Origin of the sequence: Salsuginibacillus halophilus, assembly GCF_003014715.1 — a bacterium.
Taxonomy (GTDB): Bacteria; Bacillota; Bacilli; order Bacillales; family Marinococcaceae; genus Salsuginibacillus; species Salsuginibacillus halophilus.
The window spans coordinates 55,697-67,938 of sequence record NZ_PYAV01000002.1; the positions used below are offsets into that span (position 1 = coordinate 55,697).

The window sequence follows — 12,242 nt, forward strand, 5'->3', positions numbered from 1 at the left end:
TGAACAGCTTCAGTACAACTTATCATTCCCTTGCTTCTTCTAAATAATCAACAGCTTCCTGCAGTGTCTCAACTGGAATAATTTCCATCGTTGATCCGATATCTTCAGCAACTTCTGCGGCTTCATCATGATTTGATAAGTCTTCACCTCGGTCATCAGGGGTGAAGAAAATATCAATATCATCACGATCAGAAGCAACGATTTTCTGGCTCACACCACCTACAGGACCAACAGTACCGGTTTCATCAATTGAACCGGTGCCTGCCACCTGCAGCTCACCGGCAGCATCTATATCCGTAAGTTGATCGTAGATTTCTAAAGCGAAAATTAAACCTGCAGAAGGCCCACCAATAGCGCCGGCATCTACAGATACAGGTGGATCAAAAGTTACGTCACGGTCAGCGACGGGATACTCAATTCCAAGCCCTGCTTCACTTTCGGTCTGGCGGCTTTCGGGAAATGTACTGATGACAACTGTTGATGTTATGGTTTCTCCATCTCTAAGCAATGTGAGCTCAATTTCATCGCCTTCTTCAACACCTTCAAGTGCATCGTTCATTTCTTGAATCGTTCCCACCTTTTCTCCATTCATTTCTTGAATATGGTCCCCAACTTCAAGGTGATTTGCAGCGTCCATCTCATCAATCACACCATTGACTAAAATTCCTATTGGATCAACCGTAACACCTGCGCCAGCCACTTCGTATGCCGCGATTTTCGCAGCCTCCTGTGACCCTTCCATCATCATCTGCTGCCGGTGTTGATAATCTTCGTCTGTTTCACCTTCCTGCAGTACAGCTTCTTCAGATACAAGGTTTCGATAATCACTAAACGTCGCCCAGATATACAATACGGGGTTTGCTCGGCTTTGACTAATCGTCGTTAAATGGAAGCTACCTTCACCTGCAGCAGCGTTTTCAACTTCAATCATATCGCCTGTAGACACAGCCTCCCCAGGTTGAGAGTAAAAATAAGGGAGTGGTATTTGATAAACTAAGAGCGCGCCGAGCACAATCAGCATAAGTATAAACAGTTTAGATGTTTGTTGAGGTTTATCTTTCATTTTTGTTTTCCTCCTCAGCGCGTTTTAACGCTTTACGAATTGCAGGCATCTGCTCCATCGCAGCTGTATAGCCGAGTTCAATCAATTCTTCTACAGCAGCAAATGAAAATGCATGATAATAGCTGGTTACCGGGCGGATCATGATATCTGCGTCAATTTCCCGGTGCTTGAGTAATTCGCGTCCCATGATTTCCATGCTTTGCATCATCACATCATAAATCGATGAAATTTCGGCTTCTGCATTGAAAAATGACACATCTACTGCCACTGTAATATCAATCCCCATTTCTTTCACAACACCTGCAGGTACGCGGTCAATCACGCCTCCATCTACGAGGGGACGCCCGTCGACCATCTCAGGGACAAAGATTCCAGGAATAGCAATACTTGCACGAACCGCCGTTTCAAGCGGACCTTTTGTGAATTTCACCCGTTCTCCACTTTTTAAGTCAGCTGCCACCACCGTTGTCGGCCGGTCGAGGTCCTCTAGCCGACGTTCTTTTGCTAACATTCTTAGCAGCTGTTTAATCCGTACACCTGAAACAAACCCCATCCTCGGCACAGTCACATCAATGTAATATTTTCTTCGGAACATGAGCGCAAGTTTTTTTAATTGGTCTGCGTCATGTCCAACACCGTAAAGTGCTGCCACTAAACCACCCATGCTGCTTCCGGCTGCAGCATCTACAGGAATCCCTTCTTCTTCAAAAGCTTTTAAAACCCCGATATGTGCTAATCCTCTTGATCCACCTGACCCGAGAGCCAACCCGACCTTTACAGCCATCGCCCCACCTCCTGCATGCACAACTTTTCTAGTGTAATTGTACCCAAAACAAGCATACAAATGACAGCAGAACACCTTGTACCAACCGGTATGAGATCGGAGGGGCTTTTGTGTCTGCTGCTAAACTTACTCTTTTGTTATATGCCAGTACCGCCGGTGTTTTTACGATTGGATTAATTTTGTTCCCTGATGAAGCTTACGAAGGCGCCTACCGAGGGTTGTACATATGGTGGGATACTGTCATGCCTACCCTGCTTCCCTTTTTTGTATTGGCTGAACTTTTATTAGCTTTTGGTATCGTTGGAGCTCTTGGGGTATTATGTGAACCACTTATGCGTAAAAGTTTCCGTCTGCCGGGAAGTGCAGGTTTTGCACTAGCGCTTGGCTTTGTCTCTGGATATCCTGCAGGGGCAAAGTATACAGCACGTCTTTACAATGAACATAAGCTGAACAAAGCTGAAGCTGCCCACCTGCTTGCTTTCACAAATGCTGCCAATCCTGCTTTTATTTTTGGTGCAGTTGCAGCAGGTTTTATGCACAATCCAAGTCTCGGCCTCACCCTCGCAATTGCACATTACGGAGGGAATTTGGCGACCGGGTGGTGTTTTAAATTTTCACATGCAAAAATCTACGAACATGAAGCTGAAAGATCTATGCTTCGTGAAGCTTTCGAGCAGTTATTTCGAGAAGGTTTAAGCGACAACCGTCCCCTTGGACAAAAGCTTGGGGATGCCGTACAAAACGCGGTACAAACCCTTCTTGTGATTGGAGGGTTTATGACTTTTTTTTCCGTACTGCTTTCGCTAACTGACAGCTTCGGGGTGCTAACTTGGCTCAATTATGCCGGGGCCGGGCTGCTTGCTTTTGCAGGGAGTACACCTGCCTATAGTGCCGGGATTATCACCGGGATTTTTGAAATGACGCTAGGTATTGAATCATTGGCTGACATACCTGCAGCCGTTGGAACTCAAGTTATGGTCATTAGCTTCTTACTTGCATTCAGCGGATTATCTATTCAAGCACAAGTCGTAAGCATCGCCCGCTCAGCCGGTATTCCTGCCGGGACATATTTGAAAGCACGTCTTTTACACGGCCTGTTTGCTTCCCTCATATCAATTGCGCTCTATTCCTTTTTAAACAGGGCTGCAGCGCCAGCTTCATCTACGCCATCTGCCGAAAGTTTTGCACTGTGGCAGCTGCCAGCCTTCTTTGTCATGCTTGCATGCTTATATACAGCTTATCGATGGATTGTATTACTCAAATCTTAATCAACTTTATTCAAATTTTTCGTGCAAGTATGATTGTACCGGCTCCGGCACAAGTTCAGAAACATCTGCGTTATACTTGGCAACTTCCTTTACAATACTTGAACTTAAATATGAATATTGATTATTCGTCATCATAAAAAAGGTTTCGACTGACGGGTTTAATTTACGGTTGATCGAAGCCGCCTGCATTTCGTATTCGAAATCAGATACCGCCCGCAGGCCGCGGACAATCACTTTTGCATTCCGTTCTTTCATGTAATCAATCAGCAGGCCATGAAACGAATCGATTTCTACATTATCAAGATGAGCCGTCGCCTGCTTTAACATTTCGAGCCGCTCTTCCATTGAGAACAAAGGTGTTTTATTACGGTTATGTAAAACAGCCACCACAACACGCTCAAACACGTCTGCGCTACGTTCAATAATATCGATATGTCCATTTGTTACAGGGTCAAAACTCCCGGGATAAACTGCCGTTGCCGTCATAGCACATGCCCATCCTTTCCTGGATCCTCTTCATCATATTCGTAAATGGTTACTGCGGTTTGACCGTAAGATTTTTCATAAATCACAGCCATATTTTGTTCCTCTTCCGGCGGGGTTACACTTGAATCATGCTCACAGACGATGAATGCACCATTTTGAAGCAGCTGGTAACTTTGTAAAAGCTGCAAATCCATTGCTAGCTGCTGATCTGCGTAAGGCGGGTCTAGAAAAACAAGCTCAAAAGCTTCTTCCCGGTCAAACAACCGGGTAAGTGCTGCCTTAGCGTCAAACCTCATGACTTCACTATTTTCCATCAACCCTGCTTTTTGGATATTTTCCTCAACAACCTTTGCGGAACGCTTATTTTTCTCCACAAACACACAACAATTCATTCCACGGCTAAGAGCTTCAATTCCCAGACCACCACTGCCGGCATATAAATCCAGGCAGATACCGTTTTCAAAATATGGACCAATCTTTTGAAACAGCGCTTCTTTCACACGATCCGATGTCGGCCGCGTAGTACTTCCAGAAGGCGCCTGCAATTTCATCCCTTTATGTTTTCCAGCAATCACGCGCATTTGCTACACTTCTTTCTTTTTCAAAATACGATGATATCTTACCATACCCGTCACATTTTTTTCATCTCGTTGCACTTATTTGTGAATAGAAGTCTTGAAAACGGTTCATAATGAGCGTAACAGCATGGCACCATGTTGTTGAACCACGAAGTTCTTTTGCTCCCCCCAAAAGTTCTTCCTCTGGTTTCTCCTCTCCCTTTTCCCGTTTGCGCGGGAATATCTGCCCCCTGGACAGGCTGCAACCTGTTCCGGGGGGCTTTTTTATGTTGTGTCTTTTCGTAAAACTTTTCTCATGCCGCTTAAAGATGTTCAGACGCTCCCCAACGTACAAAGCAAAACTTACGATAAGGTCACGCTGCTCGCTTACCCTGGTTGAAAACCTCCTCATGAGAAAACCGCTATAATTGTGGAGTCTTCGGCTGCTGCTATTCAAAGCGGCTAAAAACTGTTGTAAACCGAAATGCAACGCCAAGCGTCGTTTTTCTACACGCTGAAAGATATTTCATGATACAGTAGAAAAAAAAGGAGGTCGCCTTAGTGATTCAACAGTTTATTGAGTTAGGTGAAGGCCGGGCAGACGTATATGAGCTCGTTTCACTAATTGAAACAAAAAAAGACGCAGCCGAGCACCTTCTCCGTCTTGAAACGGAAAAAAGCGGGCGTCGCGTCGTTTCTTATATCCTTGTATGTGCGCCGGCCGGCGGAAAGTTCCAGCCGCTTTACGTTTGTTTAGAAGGAATCCCTCACCCAGAAGATCAAGCAAATGAACGGAGCCGGATGATTGAAGCCGCTGCAGAAAAACACCATGTGCCGCTGGCTTCTTTTGCAGTTAAGCCTTCAAGCGAGTTTTATGAACGCGATCTGTTTTATCAACATTTGATCGGCGTGTTACGCATGAATTTACTTATACCTCGCTGGCAGTAGTTACGATTGCTCCATTTTTGCTTTTTCTTCTTGAAAGGCAGCCGCAAAATCAAAGTTCAGCTCCGTACGTGGAGACCGCTGTACATCCGTAACAAAAGAAAGGGAAGCAAGCGCCTGCACCACATCTTCTTCTTCACCTAAGTCACAATATAAAACAGCGTATTTCATGCGTTTTGAGACATAATGGACAAGACCGTATTTGCGGAGCTGCCTTACTTTTTTCGTTGATTTCAACCAGACAGCGAGCCCCTGCCGCTTTTGATACATACCTTTCACCTCTTACTTGTTTTCATTCAGTCTAGCACGGGTATCAGTTTGCGACAAACGAAGGAGGTCACCGGCATGAAATTTGACACTGTTGTCATAGGCGCAGGAATCGGTGGTTTGACGTGCGCTTCACTATTAACAAAAACCGGCCGTTCTGTAGGGTTGTTTGAAGCAAGCGGTGCCCTCGGTGGCTGTGCAGGCGCTTTTTCACGCGGTGCTTTTGCTTACCCTGTCGGTGCCACGTTAGGTCTAGGTTTTCAGCCTAATGGCGTGCATCAACGTTTAATGCACGTCCTCGGCCGAGAGATTCAATCATTCCCAGTTGATCCGGTTATGGAGGTTAAGCATCCGCATTTTACGATACAAGTCAAAGCCGACCGCGAGGCACACGTTCAGAACCTGCAAGCTTATTTCCCTGAAATTTCAAGCGGCATTGCCTCATTTTATGCTTATGTTTTTCAAATCGGCAGTACGATAAAGCAAATGATGCAGCACTTCCCGCGCTTTCCCATGAAGAACATGGAAGATGTAAAACGCTGGCTTCGCGGCAGCTCGTGGAAAACCCGCAAACTTGTTCCACTTTTATCTCAAACGGTTTATAGTGTATTAAAGCATCATGGTGCGCTAGACCCTGATTTTATTGACTATTTAGATGGTCAATTGATTGACAGTATGCAGACAGACACGAGACATTGCTCTGCCTTATTCGGCTTATACGCACTCGATGTTTATCATAGCGGGAGCCACTATGTTTACGGCGGCTTAAGTCAAATCGCTGAAACTTTGGGAGATGTTATTGAAAGTGGCGGTAACTCGATTTATAAACATGAACCAGTCCATTCGGTCACCAAATCGCGCGATGGGTTTACTTTGCAGACCGAAGACGGCCGATCGATTCAAGCCAGGCAAGTGATATTAAACGTGCCTGTCCAGTCTCTTTGTGATTTACTTGATGCGGCTTTATTCACAAAGTTGACAGTAAAGTGGCGTCAAAAAGCAAGTCAAGCGATTTGGAGTTCGTGCACGATGTATGGCGCAATTGACGAAACTTATCTCCGTAATACTTCACTTTACACCCAGCATATTACGGTTCCCGGCGGCAAAACGAACGGAGAACATTTCTTTTTATCCATTTCGAGCCGTGATGATGAAACACGTGCACCAGCAGGTTTACGAAGCTTCACAATCTCTACTCACACCAATCCAAGAAGCTGGATAGAGAATAATGATCAAAAATCGCAGATTGAAGAAACGATTTATACCCAGCTGCAAGCAAAACAGCCTGAAGTTTATGAAGGAATTCAGCACGCCTTCTCTGCTTCACCAAAAACTTGGGAAGCGTTTACGAGGCGGCCTTCCGGAATGGTTGGAGGGTTTCCCGTGACTAGGAGTGAGGCAGTTCGTGGTGCTTTAAGTGTACAGACGCCCGTTAAAGGCTTATACATGTGCGGAGACTCTGTCTTTCCTGGGGCAAGTACGATGGGAGTCACCTACAGCGGCATTCACGCATTTGAAGCGGTAACCGGCCTATCCTTTACAGCGATGGAGGAACTTTTGTATGATCTATAACTTATTTTTTTCTAAGTTTTCAAAAGAGATGCCTGCCGAAGCTTGGTCAAGCCGTGAACTTGCCGGTGCTTTATTTATTTATATCGATCGTACGTACAACAATCATTTGGAGGTCTTACGTGCAGCGGCTTCAAGCACAATGCGCGGAAAACTATTATCATGTGACATCACTCAAATTCGCGAAGATCAAGATGTGATTGTTTACCGCCTCGATGTACGAGTTCCACAGCGGAAACGATTTTGCTGCGGCAATGGCTGCACGGATTGTGTCCGCTTCAAAAATATTTAAAAAGCTGCACCACCTAAACAGGCGGTGCAGCTTAACAATTTTACATCGTTACAGCCAGCCCTAAAGCCGATACAGCAGAAACAACGCCGACAGTGAGTAAAATGCCGTTAATTAAACGAAGATTTTTTCCTTCTTTGCCCTGCACTGTCATCCAAATAAAAAGAGCAATGCAGACTGCCATAAAAATACTTCCGATGACAAAATCAAGGGCCCCGTAACGCTCCCACTGGGCAATTAACGCAATGACCCAGCCAACAAGCAGTGCCAGCCCGGTAATAACAATACCTTTTTGAAAACTCATAGCGTGTCACCTCTTCAATATAATGCTCTTTTAGTTTACACAAATTTCAGCTCGAATGCGAGCCTGACACACAAAAAATGCCGTTGCAAACCTAACATGTTCATGATACAGTATAAAACAAACTTTACGGTAGAAAAACTTCATCTTGGAATAGCTGTGAAAGGGAATAGTATGCGGATAATTAAGCCCCAGAGAGTAGAGCCCACTGGCTGTAAGGCTCTATGCCACTGATTCTGCAGAACCTGCCCCGGAGCTAGGTTGTATACCCGTCTCCTGCGTTAAAGGAACTGAAGTGGAGAAAGCTTATGCTTTCTCAATAAAGGTGGTACCGCGGAAAAGCTTTCCGTCCTTGTGATCAAGGATGGAAAGCTTTTTCTATTTACCTGCTTCACTTTTTTGGATTTGAAGGGAGAGAAAGCATTGGCTAGAGAACGAATTGTAGTAAAAATCGGCAGCAGCTCACTTGCGAATGAACAAGGCGGGTTATCACGAACCCAGCTTGACGCTTACGTGGATGCCGCTGCCCGGTTAAAAAAAGCAGGACACGAAGTGATTCTTGTTTCAAGTGGTGCGGTAGCTGCTGGATTTTACGACTTAGGTTACCCTACCCGGCCGGTAACGACCCAAGGAAAACAGGCAGCTGCAGCCATCGGCCAAGGTCAGCTCATGCAGGCGTACAGTTCTGCTTTTAATGCTCACGGATTAACCGCAAGTCAACATTTGTTAACGAGGCATAACTTTGCAGACAAAGTCCAGTACCAAAACATGTACACAACACTTTCGGAATTGTTAAAGCGGGATATTATCCCCATTATTAATGAGAATGACACCGTATCGGTTGATGCTTTAACCTTTGGCGATAACGATATGCTGTCAGCGTTAGTCGCCGGTCTGCTTCACGCCCGCTATTTATTTTTACTCACAGATATTGATGGGATTTATGACAAAAATCCAAAGGAAAATTTGGAGGCAAAAAAATACCACTTTCTCCCGGATGTAACAAAATCTCTTTTAGAAAGTGCAGGTCAAAGCGGTTCAAACGTTGGAACTGGAGGAATGCGTTCGAAACTTGAGGCAGCCGAGCGCGCTGTTTCTTTAGGTATCAATGTTTTTATCGGTAAAAAAGAAGGCACAGACTTTCTATTTGACATTTTGGAAGGGAAAGGAAGCGGAACTTATATCGGCCACTCGGTCACACCTGGATTATCGAGCAAAAAACAATGGGTCTCCCTTCACTCTGAAGCCTCTGGAATGATAACAATTGATGCTGGTGCAGAAGAAGCAATCTTACAAAAAGGCAAAAGTCTTTTACCTGTCGGCGTTACAGAAGTCTTTGGCTCATTTGCAGCTGGGGATGTTGTTCAAGTGAAAAACGAAAAAAAGCAAGTGATTGGACGCGGCCAAGTCAATATGAGCCGTAACGAGCTTGATGAAGTCAAAGGTCTTCCTTCGGCTTATGCATTAGAACGAATCCAAACGTCACGGGCTGAAGTTATCCATCAAGATGAGTGGGCCCCAAAAGAAAAGGAGCGGATGTAATATGTCCAGCGTAATGAAAAAAGCCAAAGCCGCAAAAAGCGCAAAAGAGCAGCTTGCACTTTTAAGCCGCGAAGAAAAAGACGACGCCCTTGAAGCTATGGCTACAGCGTTAACAAAAGAAGCTTCCTGGATTCTTGCAGAGAATGAAAAAGATATGCAGGCGGGAAGAGAAAATGGGTTAAGTGAAGCATTACTCGACCGTCTTGCCCTAACAAAAGAACGTATTCACTCCATCGCTGAAGGTGTACGCGAAGTAAAAAAACTTCCTGACCCAATTGGCGATACGGTCCGAACATGGGAGCGGCCAAACGGTATTCAAATTGAAGAAGTTCGCGTGCCGCTCGGTGTCATTGGCATGATTTATGAAGCCCGTCCAAACGTTACAGCTGACGCTAGCGCGCTCTGCTTAAAATCCGGCAACCCGGTACTTTTGCGTGGTAGTTCTTCAGCGTTTCAAACGAACAAAGCCATCGTTGATGTGCTGCACCGGGCCCTTGATGAGACGAAGCTACCATCACTTGCACTGCAGCTCGTTGAAGATACAAGCCGTGAAGCGGCGCATGAAATGCTGCATTTAACAGAAGACCTGGATGTGATTATCCCCCGCGGAGGTGCCAGCTTAATTCAACATGTTGTGAAAAACGCTTCGGTTCCTGTCCTTGAAACCGGGGTAGGCAACTGTCACGTTTACATTGATGAAAGTGCAGATGACCGGATGGGAGTTCAGATTGCTGTTAACGCTAAAACCGACCGCCCTTCTGTCTGTAACGCATGTGAAACGGTTTTGATTCACCGCGACTGGGCTGATCAATACGCAGCATCCCTTGTTGAGGAGTTGAAAGCAAAAGGGGTTGCCATTCGAGGTGATGATTATATGCAGGCCCACTTTGACGGCATAACTCCTGCTGAAACGAACGATTGGCACGAAGAATATTTAAACTTAACGGTTGCCATTCGTACCGTCCCATCTTTAAATGACGCGATCCGCCATATTCAAACGTACGGCACAGGTCATTCTGAAGCGATCGTAACTGAAGAAACCGGAGCAGCTGATGAATTTATGGCACGAATTGACGCTGCGGCCTTATACCATAACGCCTCTACACGTTTTACCGATGGAAATGAATTTGGCTTCGGTGCAGAAATCGGGATCAGCACACAAAAGATGCACGTGCGCGGTCCAATGGGATTAGAAGCTCTTACAGCCAGTAAATACTTGGTACGCGGCAATGGACAGATTAAAGAATAGGAGGATCCCGTCATGTTAAATGAAAAAAAGGTGCTCTTTCTCGGTGCCGGTTCTATGGCTGAATCTTTAATCGGCGGGTTTATTCGCGAAGAACTGCTTACAAGCGAGCAGATCACGGTAACGAACAAGTCCGATGAAAGCCGCCTGACCGAACTTGAAAATATCTATGGCGTAAACACAACAGATCAAGTTGTAGAGGCAGTTGCAGCTGCTGATATTATTGTACTTGCAATGAAGCCGAAACATCTTCAGGACGCGCTGCCGCACCTTACAAATCAAATCGACAACAGTAAGCTCGTCATCTCTGTCCTTGCCGGTGTTGCAACTTCAACGATCGAAGCGGACTTAAAAGATCATGTTGCCGTTGTACGTGCGATGCCAAATACTTCCGCAAAAGTTGCTGCTTCTGCAACGGCGCTATGTCAAGGTACAGCAGCCGCTAAAAAAGACGTCGACACTGCACGGCTCTTATTTTCTGCGATTGGCACTGTGACGTGTACAACAGAAGATAAGATGAATGCTGTAACCGGCGTGTCCGGCAGCGGTCCAGCTTACTTTTATGCAGCGTGTGAGGCGATGGAAGAAGCTGCGACTGAAGCGGGGCTAAGTAAAGAAGAAGCAAGGGAGCTCATCATTCAAACGATGTATGGCGCAGCCATCCGCCTAGAACAGTCGGATAAAACTGCCGGCGAACTTTACAAAGAAGTGATGAGCCCAGGTGGAACAACTGAAGCTGCTTTTGAAGTTTTAAAATCAAAAGCATTTCAACAAACGCTTCGTGAAGCTGTACTTCAAGCAAAGCAAAAAGCTGACGAACTCGGCCGGCCGGCGCCAGAGCCAAAACTTTAAAAAGAGCCTCGTTATTATAACGGGGCTCTTTTCTCTATTTATATCGTATGAAGGCGTTCAGCTGCTTCTTTACCTGACAACAAAGCTCCTTCAACTTTCCCATTAAAAAATGCGTCCCCGGCAAATGCTGCGGTTGCGCCAGTTTTTGTTGTATGCAAAACCGATCCTTCGCCAGCAGGGTTTATCGGCTTCGCATAGCGCCATCGTTTGACCACACTTTCACGCAAAACTGTATCAAGCCATGGAGAAGCAAGTTCATGCATTTTAACTTTCACTTCGTCATCATCTACGTCAAACCAAGCTTTAGAAAACGACTCACTGCCGTGTACGGTTACAACGTGTGTCGCTGATACCCCTTTTAACTTATTATCAGCTATAAACTGTAACGGACCTTCATGGAATTGAAGTCCGGCTGGTGCTTTTAACGCCGGCTCATCTGCAGCAGCAATTAAAGCAAGGCAAGGTGAAAACGCCCTTCCAGATGCTGCTTGTGAAAGCCCCTGTAAGCCACTTGCCTCAAACAAACGCTTCGCCTGCGGCAGCGGCATCGTAAACAAAACGTTGGCTGCGCTTACTGTCTCTAATTCTCCATTTTGCGTTTCAAAGCTCAAATGCCAGCAACCGCTCTCTTCTTGCACATTAACAAGTTCAAAGCCTGTATATAACATGTCACAATCTTGCCAAAGGTACTTCAATAACGGCGCCATCCCGTCAACCGCCCGATACCTCGGGTAGCCGTCAGCGTTCAGTGTCATGTCTTCTTCAAAGCGCTCAGCATGCGCTGCTTGCCAAAAACCCCGGCACCACTCTTCTACACGTCCGCTTTTGACTTGTTCCTCCACCCACGCTTTCATCCAGCTGCTTCGTGCTGTGAAAAATTGAGCACCGTGATCCGCCTGACCGTCAAAAATGCGCCGCGTTGCCATCCGGCCGCCAGGACTTTTTGCTTTATCAAAGACGAGCACCTTCTTATCACTTCGCATCTCTTGATACGCACTCCAACCAGCCAATCCTGCGCCTATAATGATTGTATCTGCGTTGATCATGATCTATCCGCCCTCTCTTACAATTGT

The 12,242-nt window shown here is 45.8% G+C and carries 14 protein-coding genes and 1 other annotated feature; of the genes, 7 read left to right on the forward strand and 7 right to left on the reverse strand.

Features of this window, described 5'->3' with window-relative positions; translation table 11 throughout:
- Positions 1-22: 22 nt before the first annotated feature.
- Positions 23-1,063, reverse strand: coding sequence for a YlbL family protein (locus B0H94_RS01695; protein ID WP_106587512.1), 1,041 nt, complete (start codon positions 1,061-1,063; stop codon positions 23-25).
- Positions 1,053-1,847: a patatin-like phospholipase family protein gene (locus B0H94_RS01700; RefSeq protein ID WP_106587513.1), complete on the reverse strand. Its 795-nt coding sequence runs from the start codon at positions 1,845-1,847 to the stop codon at positions 1,053-1,055. The genes B0H94_RS01695 and B0H94_RS01700 overlap by 11 nt, the downstream gene beginning before the upstream one ends.
- A 110-nt stretch (positions 1,848-1,957) precedes the next feature.
- On the opposite strand from B0H94_RS01700, the gene ylbJ reads away from it, so the two are divergent.
- Positions 1,958-3,115, forward strand: coding sequence for a sporulation integral membrane protein YlbJ (ylbJ, locus tag B0H94_RS01705; RefSeq protein ID WP_181315206.1), 1,158 nt, complete (start codon positions 1,958-1,960; stop codon positions 3,113-3,115).
- A gap of 6 nt (positions 3,116-3,121) precedes the next feature.
- Here ylbJ and coaD read toward each other — a convergent pair whose 3' ends face one another.
- Together coaD and rsmD are read right to left on the reverse strand one after the other, a co-directional pair.
- Positions 3,122-3,601 (reverse strand): pantetheine-phosphate adenylyltransferase, encoded by a 480-nt coding sequence (gene coaD, locus B0H94_RS01710; RefSeq protein ID WP_106587515.1) that lies wholly within the window; start codon positions 3,599-3,601, stop codon positions 3,122-3,124.
- The gene (gene rsmD, locus B0H94_RS01715; RefSeq protein ID WP_106587516.1) at positions 3,598-4,182 is read right to left on the reverse strand and encodes a 16S rRNA (guanine(966)-N(2))-methyltransferase RsmD; all 585 of its coding nucleotides are present in this window, start codon (positions 4,180-4,182) and stop codon (positions 3,598-3,600) included. The genes coaD and rsmD overlap by 4 nt, the downstream gene beginning before the upstream one ends.
- Positions 4,183-4,719: 537 nt before the next feature.
- On the opposite strand from rsmD, the gene B0H94_RS01725 reads away from it, so the two are divergent.
- The gene (locus B0H94_RS01725; RefSeq protein ID WP_106587518.1) at positions 4,720-5,106 is read left to right on the forward strand and encodes a DUF7147 family protein; all 387 of its coding nucleotides are present in this window, start codon (positions 4,720-4,722) and stop codon (positions 5,104-5,106) included.
- Here the strand turns inward: B0H94_RS01725 and B0H94_RS01730 are convergent, their stop codons facing one another.
- On the reverse strand, positions 5,107-5,373 hold the full coding sequence (locus B0H94_RS01730) for a YlbG family protein (protein ID WP_106587519.1): 267 nt from the start codon (positions 5,371-5,373) through the stop codon (positions 5,107-5,109).
- 75 nt (positions 5,374-5,448) lie between these two features.
- Between B0H94_RS01730 and B0H94_RS01735 the strand changes: the two genes are divergently transcribed.
- The gene (locus B0H94_RS01735) at positions 5,449-6,942 is read left to right on the forward strand and encodes a phytoene desaturase family protein (protein ID WP_106587520.1); all 1,494 of its coding nucleotides are present in this window, start codon (positions 5,449-5,451) and stop codon (positions 6,940-6,942) included.
- Complete coding sequence (locus B0H94_RS01740; protein WP_106587521.1) at positions 6,932-7,231, forward strand: hypothetical protein; 300 nt, start codon at positions 6,932-6,934, stop codon at positions 7,229-7,231. Before B0H94_RS01735 ends, B0H94_RS01740 begins: the two co-directional genes overlap by 11 nt.
- Before the next feature lie 40 nt (positions 7,232-7,271).
- Here B0H94_RS01740 and B0H94_RS01745 read toward each other — a convergent pair whose 3' ends face one another.
- Positions 7,272-7,532, reverse strand: coding sequence for a hypothetical protein (locus B0H94_RS01745; RefSeq protein WP_106587522.1), 261 nt, complete (start codon positions 7,530-7,532; stop codon positions 7,272-7,274).
- Between the two features lie 147 nt (positions 7,533-7,679).
- Positions 7,680-7,886: a binding site (T-box leader), on the forward strand.
- Positions 7,887-7,952: 66 nt separating this feature from the next.
- On the opposite strand from B0H94_RS01745, the gene proB reads away from it, so the two are divergent.
- Genes proB through proC form a run of 3 tightly spaced genes read left to right on the forward strand, consistent with a single transcriptional unit; the run spans position 7,953 to position 11,169 of the window.
- Positions 7,953-9,071 carry a glutamate 5-kinase gene (proB, locus tag B0H94_RS01750; protein WP_106587523.1) on the forward strand — a complete coding sequence of 373 codons (1,119 nt, stop codon included), beginning with the start codon at positions 7,953-7,955 and terminating at the stop codon, positions 9,069-9,071.
- A 1-nt stretch (position 9,072) separates the two neighbouring features.
- Positions 9,073-10,320, forward strand: coding sequence for a glutamate-5-semialdehyde dehydrogenase (locus B0H94_RS01755; protein WP_106587524.1), 1,248 nt, complete (start codon positions 9,073-9,075; stop codon positions 10,318-10,320).
- Between the two features lie 12 nt (positions 10,321-10,332).
- The gene (gene proC, locus B0H94_RS01760; RefSeq protein ID WP_106587525.1) at positions 10,333-11,169 is read left to right on the forward strand and encodes a pyrroline-5-carboxylate reductase; all 837 of its coding nucleotides are present in this window, start codon (positions 10,333-10,335) and stop codon (positions 11,167-11,169) included.
- Positions 11,170-11,207: 38 nt separating this feature from the next.
- Here proC and B0H94_RS01765 read toward each other — a convergent pair whose 3' ends face one another.
- On the reverse strand, positions 11,208-12,215 hold the full coding sequence (locus B0H94_RS01765; protein ID WP_106587526.1) for an NAD(P)/FAD-dependent oxidoreductase: 1,008 nt from the start codon (positions 12,213-12,215) through the stop codon (positions 11,208-11,210).
- Positions 12,216-12,242 lie beyond the last annotated feature (27 nt).

Bases quoted from the DNA above. Each gene is read 5' to 3' on its own strand.
- B0H94_RS01695 (WP_106587512.1), bottom strand. From the start codon at position 1,063: ATGAAAGATAAACCTCAACAAACATCTAAACTGTTTATACTTATGCTG.
- B0H94_RS01700 (WP_106587513.1), bottom strand. From the start codon at position 1,847: ATGGCTGTAAAGGTCGGGTTGGCTCTCGGGTCAGGTGGATCAAGAGGA.
- coaD (WP_106587515.1), bottom strand. From the start codon at position 3,601: ATGACGGCAACGGCAGTTTATCCCGGGAGTTTTGACCCTGTAACAAAT.
- rsmD (WP_106587516.1), bottom strand. From the start codon at position 4,182: ATGCGCGTGATTGCTGGAAAACATAAAGGGATGAAATTGCAGGCGCCT.
- B0H94_RS01730 (WP_106587519.1), bottom strand. From the start codon at position 5,373: ATGTATCAAAAGCGGCAGGGGCTCGCTGTCTGGTTGAAATCAACGAAA.
- B0H94_RS01735 (WP_106587520.1), top strand. From the start codon at position 5,449: ATGAAATTTGACACTGTTGTCATAGGCGCAGGAATCGGTGGTTTGACG.
- B0H94_RS01740 (WP_106587521.1), top strand. From the start codon at position 6,932: ATGATCTATAACTTATTTTTTTCTAAGTTTTCAAAAGAGATGCCTGCC.
- B0H94_RS01745 (WP_106587522.1), bottom strand. From the start codon at position 7,532: ATGAGTTTTCAAAAAGGTATTGTTATTACCGGGCTGGCACTGCTTGTT.
- B0H94_RS01755 (WP_106587524.1), top strand. From the start codon at position 9,073: ATGTCCAGCGTAATGAAAAAAGCCAAAGCCGCAAAAAGCGCAAAAGAG.
- proC (WP_106587525.1), top strand. From the start codon at position 10,333: ATGTTAAATGAAAAAAAGGTGCTCTTTCTCGGTGCCGGTTCTATGGCT.
- B0H94_RS01765 (WP_106587526.1), bottom strand. From the start codon at position 12,215: ATGATCAACGCAGATACAATCATTATAGGCGCAGGATTGGCTGGTTGG.